This is a genomic window from Roseateles sp. GW835-FHT13E02, assembly GCF_058794035.1.
This window is the reverse complement of sequence record NZ_JBXAGJ010000018.1, coordinates 1-17,001: the sequence shown is the minus strand read 5'-3', so window position 1 is coordinate 17,001 and position 17,001 is coordinate 1. Positions and strand designations below refer to the sequence as shown.

Annotated in this window: 2 protein-coding genes; both read left to right on the top strand. The window is 67.5% G+C overall.

The features are described from left to right. Positions 1 to 398: 398 nt before the first annotated feature. The gene (locus AC1Q6P_RS17170; RefSeq protein WP_492665296.1) at positions 399 to 10,460 is read left to right on the top strand and encodes an SPM autocatalytic domain-containing protein; all 10,062 of its coding nucleotides are present in this window, start codon (positions 399 to 401) and stop codon (positions 10,458 to 10,460) included. A gap of 476 nt (positions 10,461 to 10,936) precedes the next feature. Next, a partial coding sequence (locus AC1Q6P_RS17165; protein WP_492703265.1) for a heme utilization protein occupies positions 10,937 to 17,001 on the top strand: 6,065 nt, incomplete at its 3' end.

Here is a 17,001-nt window from a genome sequence, read left to right as displayed (position 1 = left end):
CACCTGAAGCAGCCCGCCATGCGCACCCGACCCTTCACCGCCAGCTCTTGCGCCACAGCCCGGGGGACCCCCCCCAGGCTGCGGGCTCAAGTCCGGGCGGCATTCGTCGAAAGCGCTAGCACAGGAATCGAGAACTCATGCCCGGAACAGGCATGGTTTTCCGGCCCTGACGTTCGAATCAAGCGCACACAGCCCCTGATCACAGGGACTGTGTTCCGCCATTCGAGCCCGCTCGATCACCACGGCGCGACATCGACCCTGTCGCCGCTGGGGTGCGCTGCCTCATGGTTTCACAGGAGTTGCCGGGTCGGACCACTGAACACCCCTGAGGAGGTCGGGACGGTGCGGCTGGGCATGCATGAATGCCCGCTGCCATCGCCTGCCCGAGCGAGCCACTGATGAGCACCCTGATCCCCCACTTGTCGACCACCCAGATTGCGGGCCTGACCACCCGCACGCTGGGCCGTTTCTCGACCGAAGATTGGGCTGCCTTCAGCAGCGACCAGATCCAGGCCCTGACCACGCAGCAGTTCGCCTCACTCGGCAGCTTTGCCATGAGCGCGCTGAGCAGCGAGCAGATTCGCTTCTTCCAAACCGCCGATCTGCGCGCACTCAGCAGCACCGCCCTGCGCGCTCTGAGCACGGACAAGATCGCCGCGCTCGACTCCGACCAGATCGGCGCCCTGGGCACCCAACAGGTGGCCGCGCTGAGCAGCACGCAAATTCAGGGCTTGCTCAGCGAAGACCTGAATGCCTTCAACAGCGCACAGATGCGCGCCCTGCAATCCAGCCAGATCGCGGCCCTGGGCAGCGATCAATTGCGCAGCCTCAGCACCGAAGACCTGGTGGCCCTCAGCACAGCCGGCCTGCGCGGTCTGAGCGCCAACCAGCTGGGCCAGTTGGGCAGCGACCAGATCGTCGCCCTGAGCACGCAGCAAGTGGCCTCGCTCAACAGCAGCCAGGTCGCTGGTTTGAAAACCGAACAGATCGCCAAGATGGCGACGGACGATCTGCAGGCCCTGAACACGGCCGCCCTGCGCGCGCTGAACAGCGAACAGCTGACGGCGCTCAGCTCCGAGCAGTGGCAAGCCCTGGGCACCGCCCAGGTGGCTGCCCTCAGCGGCAGCCAGTTGGCCAGCCTGGCCAGCGAGGAGCTCAATGCCATGAGCAGCCGCCAGTTTGGCGCGCTCAATTCAGCCCAAGTCGCGTCTCTGCGCACCGACCAGATCCGCGGCCTGGAAACCGAAGACCTGGCCGCCCTCAACACCGCGGCCTTGCGCGGTCTCAGCGCCGAGCAACTCGGCGCCTTGGGCACCGAGCAGATCACGGCCCTGAGCACCGCCCAGGCTGCAGCGCTGAACAGTGCCCAGGTCGCCGGCCTGCGCACCGAGCAGATTGCCAAGCTGGCGAGCGACGATCTTCGAGCGCTCAACAGCGCGGCCCTGCGCAGCCTCGGCACCGATCAGCTCGCCGCGCTCGGCTCGGACCAGCTGGCCGCACTCGGCACGGCGCAAGTCAACGCCTTGACCGCCGCCCAGATTCAGAGCCTGTCCAGCGACGACCTCAATGCCTTCAGCAGCGCCCAGTTCCGCGCCCTGAACTCGGCCCAGCTCTCGGCCATCAGCAGCGACCAGATGCGCACGCTGAGCAGCGAAGACCTGGCCGCCCTGAGCAGCGCCGGTCTGCGCGGCCTGCGCGCCGAGCAGCTCGCGGCCCTGGGCACGGAGCAGATCGTGGCCATGGGCAGCCAGCAGTTCGCGGCCCTCAACAGCGTGCAGGCCCAAGGTCTGCGCACCGACCAGATCGCCGCCCTGCAAAGCGAGGATCTGCGCGCGCTCAGCACCGCCGTGATCCGCTCGCTCAGCAGCGAACAGATCGCCGCGCTGGGCTCGGACCAGATTGCCGTGCTCGGCACGGCCCAACTCAGCGCCATGGCCAGCGCCCCGGTGAACCAGCTGGCGGCACTCAGCACCGACGAGATCCGCGCCTTCACCACCGCCCAGATGGCGGTGCTCAACAGCGCCCAGATCGGCGGCCTGCGCAGCGACCAGATCGCCGCCCTGCAGACCGAAGACCTGCGCGCCATCCAGAGCGGCGCCCTGCGTGCACTGAGCAGCGAACAGCTGGTGGCCCTGGGCTCCGAGCAAATGGCGGCCCTGGGCACGGCCCAGCTCAATGCCCTCACCTCGGCCCAGATCCGCAGCCTGGACAGCGAACACCTCAATGCCCTGACGGCCACGCAGTGGCAAGCCATGAGCTCGGCCCAGACCGCCGCCCTGCTGACGGATCAGATTGCCGGGATTGGCACGGAAGATTGGGCCGCCATCGGCACCGCGGGCTTGCGTGGACTCAGCTCGGCCCAGCTCGAAAGCCTGGGTACCGGCAGCAAGGTCGCCGCCTTGACCACCGCCCAGGCGGCGGCGCTGACGAGCAGCCAGATCACGGGCCTGCAGGTGCAGGCCATGGAGACGGACGACCTGCGCGCCCTGAGCACGGCCGCCATCCGCGCGCTCAGCTCCGAGCAGCTGGGCAACCTCAGTTCGGATTCTCAGCAAGCACTAAGCAGCCAGCAGGTGGCTGCGTTGAGCAGCGCGCAAATTCAGGGGCTGGGTGCCTCGCTCAAGGATTTCAGCTCCGGCCAGTTTGCGGCGATGAACTCCAGCCAGGTCGCGGCCATGGGCAGCGATCAGGTACAGGCGCTCGATGTCTCCGACCTCGCCGCCCTCAACACCGCCGCCCTGCGCGGCCTCAATGCCGGCCAGTTGGCCGCCATGAGCAGCGATCAGCTGATCGGCCTGAGCACCCAGCAGTACGCCGTGCTCAACAGCGCCCAGGTCCAATCCCTGAGCGCCGCCCAGATGGGCCGGCTGGCCACCGATGACCTGCGCGCGCTCAACAGCGGCGCCCTGCGAGGCCTCAGCACCGAACAACTGGCCGGCTTGAGCAGCGATCAGCTGGCCGCCCTGGGCACACAGCAGGTCAATGCGCTGACGCAGACCCAGCTGCAATCCTTGTCCAGCGAAGACCTGAATGCCCTCAGCACCCAGCAGTTCCAGGCCCTGAACTCGGCCCAGGTGGGCGCGTTGAGCACCGATCAGCTGCGCTCGCTGCAAAGCGAGGACCTGCTGGCCATCGGCAGTGCCGGCTGGCGCGGCCTGAACTCCGCTCAGCTCGGCGCCCTGGGCACGGATCAGATCGTGGCGCTGAGCACCCAGCAGTTCGCTGCCTTGAACAGCGTCCAGGTGCAGGGCCTGCGCAGCGAGCAAATCGCCAAGATCGCCAGCGATGACCTGCAAGCCCTCAACAGTGCCGCCCTGCGCGCCCTCAGCAGCGAGCAGCTGGCCGCCCTGGGCAGCGAACAATGGGCAGTCCTGGGCTCGGCCCAGATCAACGCGCTCAGCTCGGTGCAGATCCAAAGCCTGTCCAGCGAAGACCTGAACGCCCTCACCACGGCCCAGTTCCGCGCCATGAACTCGGCCCAAGTGGCAGCGATAGCCAGCGATCAAATCCGCAGCCTGCAAACCGAAGACCTGGCAGCGCTGAGCACTGCCGGTCTGCGCGGCCTGAGCGCCAACCAGATCGCCGCCTTGGGCAGCGACCAGATCATCGCCCTGACCACGGCGCAGGCCGCGGCACTGAACAGCGCCCAGATCCAGGCCCTGAGCACCGAGCAGATCAGCCATCTGCAGACCGATGATCTGCGAGCCCTCAGCACCGGCGCCATCCGCGCCCTCAGCACCGATCAGATGCGGGCGCTGGATTCAGAACAGATTGCTGCTCTGAGCACCGCGCAGATCGCGGCGCTCAGCAGTTCGCCGATCAACCAGCTGGGCGTGCTCAGCAGCGACGAGATTCGTGCCCTCAGCTCGGCCCAGATTGCAGCCCTGGGCAGCGCCCAGATCGGTGGCCTCAGCAGCGACCAGTTCGCCAGCCTGGCGACCGAAGACCTGGCCGCCATCAACACCCGTGCGCTTCAATCGCTGGGCACCGACCGGCTGGCCGCCCTGGGCTCGGACCAGATGGCAGCCCTGACCACGGCCCAGGTCGCCGCACTCAGCAGCAGCCAGATCCAGGGCTTGGGCAGCGAAGACCTCAACGCCTTGAGCACGGCCCAGTTCCGAGCACTCAACTCGGCACAGATCGCCGCGCTGAGCACCGAGCAGGTCGCCAGCCTGGCCACCGACGATCTGGCTGCCATCCACACCGGCGCCTGGCGCGGCTTCAGCTCGACCCAGCTGGCGGTACTGGGCACGGATCAGATCATTGCCATCAGCACCGCCCAGGCCGCCGCTCTCAACAGCGCCCAGGTGGCGGGTCTGCAAGCCAGCCAGATGGCCAAGCTGGCCACCGATGACCTGCAAGCGCTCAACTCGGCGGCCTTGCGCGCCCTGAGCTCGGAACAGTTGGCCGCCCTGGGCTCGGATCAATGGCGGGTGCTGGGCAGCAATCAGCTCAACGCCCTGAGCAGCGTGCAGATCCAGAGCCTGGCCAGCGAGGACCTCAATGCGCTGAGCACGGCCCAGTTCCGCGCCCTCAACTCGGCCCAGGTAGCGGCATTGACGACCGACCAGCTGCGCGCCCTGGCCAGCGAAGACCTGGCTGCCATCCACACCGGCGCTCTGCGAGGCCTGAGTGCCAACCAACTCGGTGCCCTGGGCACCGACCAGATCATCGCCCTGAGCACCGCCCAGGTCGCGGTGCTGAACAGTGCCCAGGTCAGCGGCTTGCGCACCGATCAGATCGCCAAGATCGCCAGCGACGACCTGCAAGCCCTGAACAGCGCCGCCCTGCGCGCGCTCAGCAGCGAGCAGCTCGCCGCCCTGGGTTCCGAGCAACTGGCCTTGCTGAGCAGCCAGCAGATCAACGCCCTGACCTCGGCACAGATTCAAAGCCTGGCCAGCGAGGATCTGAACGCCTTCACCAGCGCCCAGTTCCGGGCCATGAACTCGGCGCAGATCGCGGCCCTCTCGAGTGATCAGATGCGCAGCCTGCAGACCGAAGACCTGGCGGCCATCAGCACGACCGGATTGCGCGGCCTGAGCGCCGAGCAGCTGGCGGCCTTGGGCACCGAACACATCGTGGCCCTGAGCAGCAGCCAGGCCGCCATGTTGAACAGCGCCCAGGTGGCCGGCCTGCGCACGGATCAAATCGCGCGCCTGGAAACCGACGACCTGCGTGCCCTGAACAGCGGCGCCCTGCGTGCCCTGAACAGCGATCAGCTGCGCGCGCTGGGCTCGGACCAATGGGCTGCGCTCACCACTGCCCAGGTCAATGCCCTGACGCCCAGCCAGCTGCAAAGCCTGGGCAGCGAAGACCTCAATGCCCTGAGCACGGCCCAGTTCCGCGTCATCGGCTCGGCACAGATCGCCGCCCTGGGCAGCGACCAGCTGCGCAGCCTGCAAAGCGAGGATCTCGCCGCCATCGGCAGCACCGGCCTGCGCGGTCTCAGCGCCGCCCAGCTGGGCGCCCTGGGCACCGAGCAGATCGTGGCCATGAGCAGCAGCCAGTTCGCGGCCCTGAACAGCGCCCAGATCCAGGGCCTGCGCACCGACCAGCTGGTGGCCATGCAGAGCGAGGACCTGCGCGCGCTCAGCTCAGCCGCCATCCGAGCCCTGAGCAGCGAGCAGTTCCAGGCCCTGGGCTCGGACCAGATCGCCGCCCTCACCACCGCCCAGATTGCCGCCCTCAGCACGGCGCCGGCCAACCAGCTGGCCACGCTGAGCAGCGATGAAATCCGCGCCCTCAGCACCGCCCAGGTGGCGGCCCTGAACAGCGCCCAGATCCAGGGCCTGAGCAGCGAGCAGGTCGCCGCCATGGCCACCGACGATCTGCAGGCCCTCAACCTGAATGCGATCAAGGCCTTGGCCAGCGATCGCCTGGCCGCGCTCGGCAGCGAGCAATGGGCCGCGCTCAGCACCGCCCAGGTCAACGCCCTGAGCAGCAGCCAGGTGCAAAGCCTGGCCACCGAGGACCTGAATGCGCTGACCAGCCTGCAGTTCCGCGCCCTCAACTCCGCCCAGCTGGGCGCATTGCGCAGCGACCAGGTCCAGGCCCTGGCCACCGAAGATTTGGCCGCCCTCAGCACGGCGGCCTGGAAGGGTTTGGCCGCCGACCAGCTGGCCGTGCTGAGCAGCGAGCAGATCATCGCCCTCAGCACCGCCCAAGCGGCCGCCCTCAACAGCGCCCAGATCGCGGGCCTGCGCACCGATCAACTGGCCCGCATGGCCACCGACGACCTGGCGGCGCTCAACAGCGCCGCCCTGCGCGCGCTCAGCTCCGATCAACTGCGCGCCCTGGGCTCGGATCAGTTCGCGGCCCTGGGTACGCAGCAGGTCAACAGCCTGACTGCGGCGCAAATCCAGAGCCTGGGCAGCGAGGACCTGAACGCGCTGAGCAGCAGCCAGTTCCGCGCCCTCAACTCCTCGCAGATCGCCCTGATCCTGACCGAGCAGATCCGCACCCTGAGCACCGAGGACCTGGCCGCCATCAGCACCACCGGCTTGCGCGGCCTGAGCGCCGCGCAGCTCGGTGTGCTCGGCAGCGATCAGCTGATCGCGCTCACCACCGCCCAGGTGGCGGCCCTCAACAGCGTCCAGGTCGCGGGGCTGCAAGCGAGCCAGATGGCCAAGCTGGCCACCGACGATCTGCAGGCACTCAACAGCGGCGCCTTGCGCGCACTGAGCAGCGAGCAGCTGGCGGCCCTGAGCAGCGAGCAATGGATGGCGCTCAGCACCAACCAGATCAACAACCTGACCGCGGCCCAGGTGCAAAGCCTGTCCAGCGAAGATCTCAACGCCCTCAGCACCGCCCAGTTCCGGGCCCTGAGCTCGGCCCAGATCGCCCTGATCCTGACCGAACAGATCCGCACGCTCAGCACCGAAGACCTGGCCGCCATCAGCACAGCCGGGCTCAAGGGCTTGAGCGCCGGTCAGCTCGGTGTGCTGGGCACAGACCAGTTGGTGGCCCTGAGCACGGCCCAGGTCAACGCCCTGAACAGCAGCCAGGTGCAGGGCCTGCGCACCGATCAGTTGGCCAAGCTGGCCAGCGACGACCTGCAAGCCCTGAACAGCAGCGCCCTGCGCGCCCTGAGCAGCGAGCAGTTGGCCGCCTTGAGCAGCGAGCAGTGGGCGGCACTGGGCACCGCCCAGGTCAACAGCCTGAGCTCCAGTCAGATCCAGAGCCTGGCCAGCGAGGACCTCAACGCCCTGAGCACAGCCCAGTTCGCGGCCCTGAGTTCGACCCAGGTTTCGGCCCTGCTCAGCGACCAGCTGCGCAGCCTGCAAAGCGAAGACCTGGCGGCCATCGGCAGCGCTGGGCTGAGGGGCCTGAGCTCCAGCCAGCTCGGCGCCCTGGGCACCGAGCAGATCGTGGCGCTGAGCACGGCCCAGGTGGCAGCGCTGAACAGCGCCCAGATCGCCGGTCTGCGCACCGACCAGATCGCCAAGCTCGCCAGCGATGACTTGCAAGCCCTCAACAGCGGCGCCCTGCGGGCCCTCAGCACCGATCAGATCGCGGCCCTGGGCTCCGATCAGTTGGCTGCGCTGAGCACGGCCCAGGTGAACGCGCTGACCTCGAGCCAGATGCAAGGCTTGCGCAGCGAGGACCTGAATGCGCTGACCACCACCCAGTTCGCCGCCCTGAGCAGCGGCCAGCTGGCTGCCCTGGGCAGCGACCAGTTGCGCCTGCTCAACACCGAAGACCTGGCCGCCATCGGCACGGCCGGGCTGCGCGGTCTGAGTGCCGCCACGCTCGGAGCCTTGGGTACCGAAGCCACGGTGGCCCTGAGCAGCAGCCAGTTCGCCGCCTTGAGCAGCAGCCAGGTGAGCGGACTGGGCAGCGACCAGATGCGCACGCTGCAGACCGAAGACCTGCGCGCCCTCAGCAGCAGCGCCCTGCGCGCCCTCAGCACCGACCAATTGGCGGCCCTGGGCTCCGAGCAATGGCGTGCCCTGGGCACGCAGCAGCTCAACAGCTTGCAGACCCAGCAGATCCAGGGCCTGCGCAGCGAAGACCTCAATGCCTGGACCAGCGAGCAGTTCCAGGCCATCGCCTCGACCCAGCTGGCCGCCTTGCAAAGCGACCAGCTGCGCAGCCTCAGCACCGAGGCCCTGAGCACGATCGGCACGGCCGGCTTGCGAGGCTTCAGCGCCGACCAGATCGGCGCGCTGCGCACCGATCAGATCGTGGCCCTGAGTACAGCCCAGAGCGCAGCCCTGAGCAGCGCCCAGGTCAGCGGGCTGAACACCGAACAGATCAGCAAGCTGCAAACCGAGGACCTGCGTGCCCTCAACACCAGCGCCTTGCGGGCCCTGGACAGCGAGCAGCTGGCGGCTCTGAGCTCGGAGCAGATCCAGGCCCTGAGCACGGCCCAGGTCAATGCCCTGACCCTGGAGCAGTTCCAGAGCCTGGGCAGCGATGACCTCAATGCCCTGACCAGCACCCAGTTCAGCGGCCTGAACTCGGCCCAGATCGGCGCACTCGGCAGCGACCAGCTGCGCACCCTGAGCACCGAGGACTTCGCCGCCATCAGCACGGCGGGCTTCCGCGGCCTGGATGCCGGCGACATCGCCGCCCTGGGCACGGATCAGATCGTGGCCCTGAGCACCGCTCAGGCCGCCACCCTGACCGCCGCCCAGGCCGAAGGCCTGCGCACGGACCAAATCGCCAAGCTGCAGTCCGACGATCTGCAAGCCCTGTCCACCGCTGCCATCCGCGCCCTGGACAGCGAGCAATTCACCGCCCTCAGCTCCGAGCAGCTGACCCGTCTCACCAACGCCCAGTTCGCCGTGCTGACAGCCGCCCAGGTGCGCACCATCAGCACTGAAGAGCTGCGCAGCCTGAACACCGAGCAGGTCCGTGGATTCACCTCGGCCCAGATCGAGGGCTTCAGCACCGAGATGGTGGCCAGCCTGAGCACCGAGCATGTCGGCGCCCTGAGCATCTTCGCCCTGCGCGGCATGAGCAGCGAACAGCTCAATGCCTTGCAAAGCGACCAGATCGCGACCCTCAGCCGGCTGCAGGTGGGTGCACTCACCACGGCACAGGTCCAGAGCTGGAGCACCGAGGACATCCGCGCCCTGAACAGCAGCCAGGTCTATGCCATGGGCTCGGCCCAGCTGGGTGCACTCAGCACGGATCAGCTCCTGCAGTTCTCGACCGAGGATCTGGCCGCCATCAGCACCGGTTCTCTGCGAGGGCTGAGCGCAGAAGACTTCACCGCCCTGGGTTCGGACCAGCTGCGGGCCTTGAGCAGCAGCCAGTTCGCGGCCCTGAGCAGCAGCCAGGTGGCCGGCATCGAGGCGGCCGATATGGCACGGCTGCAAACCGAAGACCTGCGGGCCCTGAGCACCCAGGTGGTTCAGCAGCTGAGCAGCGAGCAATTCGCCGCCCTCAACACCGAGCACCTGAGCGCCCTGTCCACACCGCAGATCCTGGCCTTGAGCACCGAGCACATCAGCAGCTTCAGCAGCGAGGACATCCAGGCCCTGAGCAGCCAGCAGATCGCCGCCTTCAGCTCACGTCAGCTGGGCAGCTTCAGCACCGAGCAGATCATCTCCCTCAGCACCGACGACATCAAGGCCTTCACCACCGAGCAGATGCACGGCCTGACGACCGAGCAGATCCATGCCTTCACCACCGACCAGATCCCGGGCTTCGAACCCGAGGACCTGGCCTCGTTGAACATGACCCAGGTGCTGGCCTTCAGCGACGCTGCTGCCAATGTGTTCAGTGCCGAACAGCTGGAAGGCCTGTACCTGGCCACGCCCATCGTGCTGGACCTGGATGGCAACGGCGTCAGCACCGTGGCCGCCGCGCAGGGCGCGCAGTTCGATATGTTCGGCACCGGCCATGCCCACCAATGGGGTTGGGTGGCACCGCAAGATGGCCTGCTGGTCATGGACCGCAACGGTGACGGCCAGATCAACAGCGGCCGCGAGCTGTTCGGCAGCGGCACGCTGCTGGCCAATGGCCAACGCGCCAGCCACGGCTTTGCCGCCATGGCCGAGCTCGACCTCAACCGCGACGGCCGTCTGGACGCCCTCGACGCCGGCTTCCAGGACCTCAAGGTCTGGGTCGACGGCAACGGCGATGGCCGCACCGACGCCGGCGAGCTGCGCTCCTTGCAGGAACTGGGCATTCGCGACTTCAACCTGCAAGCCCAGCAAGGCAGCAGCCTGGATCAGGGCAATCTGCTCGGCCTGGTCTCGGACTACCGCACCGAGGATGGTCAGAACCACGCCCTGGTCGATGTCTGGTTTGCCCGCGACCGTGGCGGCGACAGCGCCGGCCCGGCCGCCAGCATGCCGGCCCTGGGTGAGCTGCTGAGCGGCCCCAGCGCGTCCTTGCTGGCCCCATCCGCACAGGACCAGCAGGTGTCGGCTGCGCAAGGCGCACATGCCCTGGCGGCCTTGCGTCGTTCTTGGCTGGACGACGACAGCCTGCCACCTCCCCTGATCTGAGGGCCCCGCGATGCAAGCTCGATCCCACCTTCCCTTCAATGCCACGGCATCGCTTCGGCCGCCGTGGCAGGCAGAAATGCGCAGGCAATCGGCTTGTTATGCCCGATTCGGCCGGCTCAAGTTCCGGAAAACTCTGACCAGGGAGCCCAAAGCATGAAAAGCCAGATCTCAGGCCGGGATGAGCACCGCCGCATGCGCGGGGGTGCTTGCTCAAGTTTGGTCCAGCAACGTCGAAATCCCACGGAAGCGGAAGGAGAGCATGGCGGCCTGCGCAAGCCCGCCCTGATCTCCGGCCACCCAGGAAGCCGACGACACAAGCGCAGTGTGGATGCGCACACCCCCCCGCCCGGCGGCGGCGTTCACGCCCCAGTCCGAGCACGTAATTGCTGAAGCAAGGCCAGTTTTAGCCCAGCGAATCATCGGTTCCAGATGCCCGATCCGGCCCTGGAACCAGGAACATACCAAGTGAGCTCATCATGACGACACTGATCCCCGGCTACTCGACAGAGCAGATTGCAGGCCTGTCCACGCGCACGCTGTCCCGCCTCACCTCCGAAGACTGGGCGGCATTCAGCAGCGACCAGATCATTGCGCTGACGACCCGTCAATTCGCCTCGCTGGGCACTTTGGCGCTCGCGTCCTTGAGCTCCGACCAGGTGGCCTTCTTCCAGACCGACGATTTGCGGGTCTTGAGCAGCGCGGCGATCCGTCAGCTCAGCACCGACAAGCTGGCGGCCTGGAACTCCGACCAGTTCGGCGCCCTGACCACCGCCCAGGTCAATGCCCTGACGGCGAGCCAGGTCCAGGGCTTGGGCAGCGACGACTTGAACGCGCTGAACTCGGCACAGTTCCGGGCCATGAGCTCGACCCAGGTGGCGGCCATCACCACCGATCAGCTCAAGACCATGACCACGGAGGATGTCTCCGCCATCGGCACCTCCGGCCTGCGCGGCCTGAGCGCCGGGCAGCTGGGGGCCCTAACCACCGATCAAATCGTCTCGCTGACCACCCAGCAAGCGGCGGGCTTGAACAGCACCCAGGTCTCGGGACTGAGCACCGAGCAGCTGTCCAAACTGGCCACCGACGATCTGCAGGCGCTGAACACCAGCGCCTTACGCAATCTGACGACCGAACAACTCGGCGCCCTGGCCTCCGACCAGCTCAGCGCCCTGACCACCGCCCAGGTCAATGCACTGACTGCCGCCCAGATTCAAGGCCTCTCCAGCGATGACCTGAACGCCTTCACCACGGCGCAGTTCCGCGGCATGAGTTCGACCCAGGTCGGCGCCATCAGCACCGACCAGATCAAGACCTTGACCACCGAGGACTTTGCCGCCATCAGCACCAGCGGCCTGCGCGGCCTGAGCGCTGGTCAAGTGGGCGCCCTGACGACCGACCAGATCGTCGCCCTGACCACCCAACAAGCGGCCGCCCTGAACAGCAGTCAGGTCGCCGGCCTGGGCACCGAGCAAGTCTCCAAGCTCGCCACCGATGATCTGCAAGCCATCAACTCGGCAGCACTGCGCAATCTCAGCACCGACCAGCTCGGCGCGCTCGCCTCGGACCAACTGGGCGCTCTGACCACTGCGCAAGTCAATGCACTGACCGCCGGCCAAATCCAGGGCCTGTCCAGCGATGACCTGAACGCCTTCACCACCGCCCAGTTCCGCGCCATGAGTTCGGGCCAGGTGGCTGCCATCTCGACGGACCAGGTCAAGACCTTGACCACCGAGGACTTTGCCGCCATCGGCACGGGTGGCCTGCGTGGCCTGACGGCCGGCCAGGTCGGCGTGCTGACGACCGACCAGATCGTCGCCCTGACCACCCAGCAAGCCGCCGCCCTGAACAGCGTGCAGGTCGCGGGCTTCAGCACCGAGCAAGTCTCCAAGCTGGCCACCGATGACCTGCAAGCCATCAACACCAGCGCCCTGCGCAACCTCAACAGCGATCAGCTCGGTGCGCTGGCCTCCGACCAGCTCGGCGCCCTGACCACCGCGCAAGTCAACGCACTGACGGCCGGCCAGATCCAAGGCCTGTCCAGCGATGACCTGAACGCCTTCACCACCGCCCAGTTCCGCGCCATGAGCTCGGCCCAGGTCGGCGCCATCAGCACCGACCAGATCAAGACCCTGACCACCGAGGACCTGGCGTCCATCGGCACGGGTGGCCTGCGTGGCCTGACGGCGGGCCAGGTCGGCGCCCTGACCACCGACCAGATCGTCGCCCTGACCACCCAGCAAGCCGCCACGCTCAACAGCGTGCAGATTGCCGGCCTGGGAACGGAACAAGTCTCCAAGCTGGCCACCGATGACTTGCAGGCCATCAACACCAGCGCCCTGCGCAATCTGACGACCGAGCAGCTCGGCGCCCTGGCCTCTGACCAGATCGGCGCACTGACCACCGCCCAAATCAATGCGCTGACCGCGGGCCAGATCCAAGGTCTGTCCAGTGACGACCTCAATGCGCTGACCACGGCACAGTTCCGCGCCATCAGCTCGACGCAAGTCGGCGCCATCAGCACCGACCAGATCAAGACCCTGACCACCGAGGATGTCGCGGCCATCGGTACCAGCGGCCTGCGTGGCCTGAGCGCCGGCCAGGTCGGCGCGCTGACCACCGACCAGATCGTCGCCCTGACCACCCAGCAAACCGCCGCCCTGAACAGCGTGCAGATTGCCGGCCTGGGCACGGAGCAAGTCTCCAAGCTGGCCACCGATGACCTGCAAGCCATCAACACCAGCGCCCTGCGCAACCTCAACAGCGACCAGCTCGGTGCCCTGGCATCCGACCAGCTCGGCGCCCTGACCACCGCGCAAGTCAACGCACTGACGGCCGGCCAGATCCAAGGCCTGTCCAGCGATGACCTGAACGCCTTCACCACGGCCCAGTTCCGCGCCATGAGCTCGACGCAAGTTGGCGCGATCAGCACCGACCAGGTCAAGACCCTGACCACCGAGGACTTCGCCGCCATCGGCACCGGCGGCCTGCGTGGCCTGACCGCGGGCCAAGTGGGTGTGCTGACGACCGACCAGATCGTGGCCCTGACCACGGCCCAGGCCGCGGCGCTCAACAGCGTGCAGATCGCCGGTTTGGGCACGGAGCAAGTCTCCAAGCTGGCCACCGATGACCTGCAAGCCATCAACACCAGCGCCCTGCGCAACCTCAACAGCGATCAGCTCGGTGCCCTGGCCTCCGACCAGCTCGGCGCCCTGACCACGGCGCAGGTCAATGCACTCACGGCCGGCCAGATCCAAGGCCTGTCCAGCGATGACCTGAACGCCTTCACCACCGCGCAGTTCCGCGCCATGAGCTCGGCCCAGGTCGGCGCCATCAGCACCGACCAGATCAAGACCCTGACCACCGAGGACCTGGCGTCCATCGGCACGGGTGGCCTGCGTGGACTGACGGCCGGCCAGGTCGGCGCCCTGACCACCGACCAGATCGTCGCCCTGACCACCCAGCAAGCCGCCACGCTCAACAGCGTGCAGATTGCCGGCCTGGGCACGGAACAAGTCTCCAAGCTGGCCACCGATGACCTGCAAGCCATCAACACCAGCGCCCTGCGCAACCTCAACAGCGACCAGCTCGGTGCGCTGGCGTCCGACCAACTCGGCGCGCTGACCACGGCGCAAGTCAATGCGCTGACGGCCAGCCAGATCCAGAACCTGTCCAGCGACGACCTGAACGCCTTCACCACGGCCCAGTTCCGCGCCATGAGCTCGACCCAGGTCGCGGCCATCACCACCGATCAGATCAAGACCCTGACGACCGAGGACTTTGCCGCCATCGGCACGGGCGGCCTGCGTGGCCTGACGGCCGGCCAGCTGGGGGCCCTGACGACCGACCAGATCGTCGCCCTGACCACCCAGCAAGCCGCCGCCCTGAACAGCGTGCAGATTGCCGGCCTGGGCACGGAGCAAGTCTCCAAGCTGGCCACCGATGACCTGCAGGCGATCAACACCAGCGCCCTGCGCAACCTCAACAGCGATCAGCTCGGTGCGCTGGCGTCCGACCAGCTCGGCGCCCTGACCACCGCGCAAGTCAATGCACTGACGGCCGGCCAGATCCAGGGCCTGTCCAGCGATGACCTGAACGCCTTCACCACGGCGCAGTTCCGCGCCATGAGCTCGACGCAAGTTGGCGCGATCAGCACCGACCAGGTCAAGACCCTGACCACCGAGGACTTCGCCGCCATCGGCACAGGCGGCCTGCGGGGCCTGAGCGCCGGCCAGGTCGGCGCCCTGACCACCGACCAGATCGTTGCGCTGACCACGGCCCAAACGGCTGCGCTCAACAGCGTGCAGGTGACCGGCCTGACGACGGAGCAGATCTCCAAGCTGGCCACGGACGACCTGCAAGCCATCAACACCAGTGCCCTGCGGGCCCTGAGTACCGAACAGGTCGGCGCGCTCGCCTCGGATCAGCTGGCCTCCCTGACCACCCTGCAGGTGAACGCACTGAACAACGGCCAGGTGCAAGGCCTGGTGACCGACGACCTCAACTCGCTGACCACGGCCCAGTTCCGGGCCATGAGCTCGACCCAGGTCGCGGCCATCACCACCGACCAGATCAAAGCCCTCTCCACCGAGGACTTTGCCGCCATCGGCACGGGTGGCCTGCGTGGCCTGACGGCCGGCCAGGTCGGCGTGCTGACGACCGACCAGATCGTCGCCCTGACCACCCAGCAAGCCGCCGCCCTGAACAGCGTGCAGGTCGCGGGCTTCAGCACCGAGCAAGTCTCCAAGCTGGCCACCGATGACCTGCAAGCCATCAACACCAGCGCCCTGCGCAACCTCAACAGCGATCAGCTCGGTGCGCTGGCATCCGACCAGCTCGGCGCCCTGACCACCGCGCAAGTCAACGCACTGACGGCCGGCCAGATCCAAGGCCTGTCCAGCGATGACCTGAACGCCTTCACCACCGCCCAGTTCCGCGCCATGAGCTCGGCCCAGGTCGGCGCCATCAGCACCGACCAGATCAAGACCCTGACCACCGAGGACCTGGCGTCCATCGGCACGGGTGGCCTGCGTGGCCTGACGGCCGGCCAGGTCGGCGCCCTGACCACCGACCAGATCGTCGCCCTGACCACCCAGCAAGCCGCCACGCTCAACAGCGTGCAGATTGCCGGCCTGGGCACGGAGCAAGTCTCCAAGCTGGCCACCGATGACTTGCAAGCCATCAACACCAGCGCCCTGCGCAATCTGACGACCGAGCAGCTCGGTGCCCTGGCCTCTGACCAGATCGGCGCCCTGACCACCGCCCAAGTCAATGCGCTGACCGCGGGCCAGATCCAAGGTCTGTCCAGTGACGACCTCAATGCGCTGACCACGGCACAGTTCCGCGCCATCAGCTCGACGCAAGTCGGCGCCATCAGCACCGACCAGATCAAGACCCTGACCACCGAGGATGTCGCGGCCATCGGTACCAGCGGCCTGCGTGGCCTGAGCGCCGGCCAGGTCGGCGCGCTGACCACCGACCAGATCGTCGCCCTGACGACCCAGCAAACCGCCGCCCTGAACAGCGTGCAGATTGCCGGCCTGGGCACGGAGCAAGTCTCCAAGCTGGCCACCGATGACCTGCAAGCCATCAACACCAGTGCCCTACGCAACCTCAACAGCGACCAGCTCGGTGCCCTGGCATCCGACCAGCTCGGCGCCCTGACCACCGCGCAAGTCAACGCACTGACGGCCGGCCAGATCCAAGGCCTGTCCAGCGATGACCTGAACGCCTTCACCACGGCCCAGTTCCGCGCCATGAGCTCGACGCAAGTTGGCGCGATCAGCACCGACCAGGTCAAGACCTTGACCACCGAGGACTTTGCCGCCATCGGCACCGGCGGCCTGCGTGGCCTGAGCGCGGGCCAAGTGGGTGTGCTGACGACCGACCAGATCGTGGCCCTGACCACGGCCCAGGCCGCGGCACTCAACAGCGTGCAGATTGCCGGTTTGGGCACGGAGCAAGTCTCCAAGCTGGCCACCGATGACCTGCAAGCCATCAACACCAGTGCCCTGCGCAACCTCAACAGCGACCAGCTCGGTGCCCTGGCATCCGACCAGCTCGGCGCCCTGACCACGGCGCAGGTCAATGCACTGACGGCCGGCCAGATCCAAGGCCTGTCCAGCGACGACCTGAACGCCTTCACCACCGCGCAGTTCCGCGCCATGAGCTCGGCCCAGGTCGGCGCCATCAGCACCGACCAGATCAAGACCCTGACCACCGAGGACCTGGCGTCCATCGGCACGGGTGGCCTGCGTGGCCTGACGGCCGGCCAGGTCGGCGCCCTGACCACCGACCAGATCGTCGCCCTGACCACCCAGCAAGCCGCCACGCTCAACAGCGTGCAGATTGCCGGCCTGGGCACGGAACAAGTCTCCAAGCTGGCCACCGATGACCTGCAGGCGATCAACACCAGCGCCCTGCGCAACCTCAACAGCGACCAGCTCGGTGCGCTGGCGTCCGACCAGCTCGGCGCGCTGACCACGGCGCAAGTCAATGCGCTGACGGCCAGCCAGATCCAGAACCTGTCCAGCGACGACCTGAA

Coding starts and splice junctions, on each gene's coding strand:
- AC1Q6P_RS17170 (WP_492665296.1), top strand. CDS start 399: ATGAGCACCCTGATCCCCCACTTGTCGACCACCCAGATTGCGGGCCTG.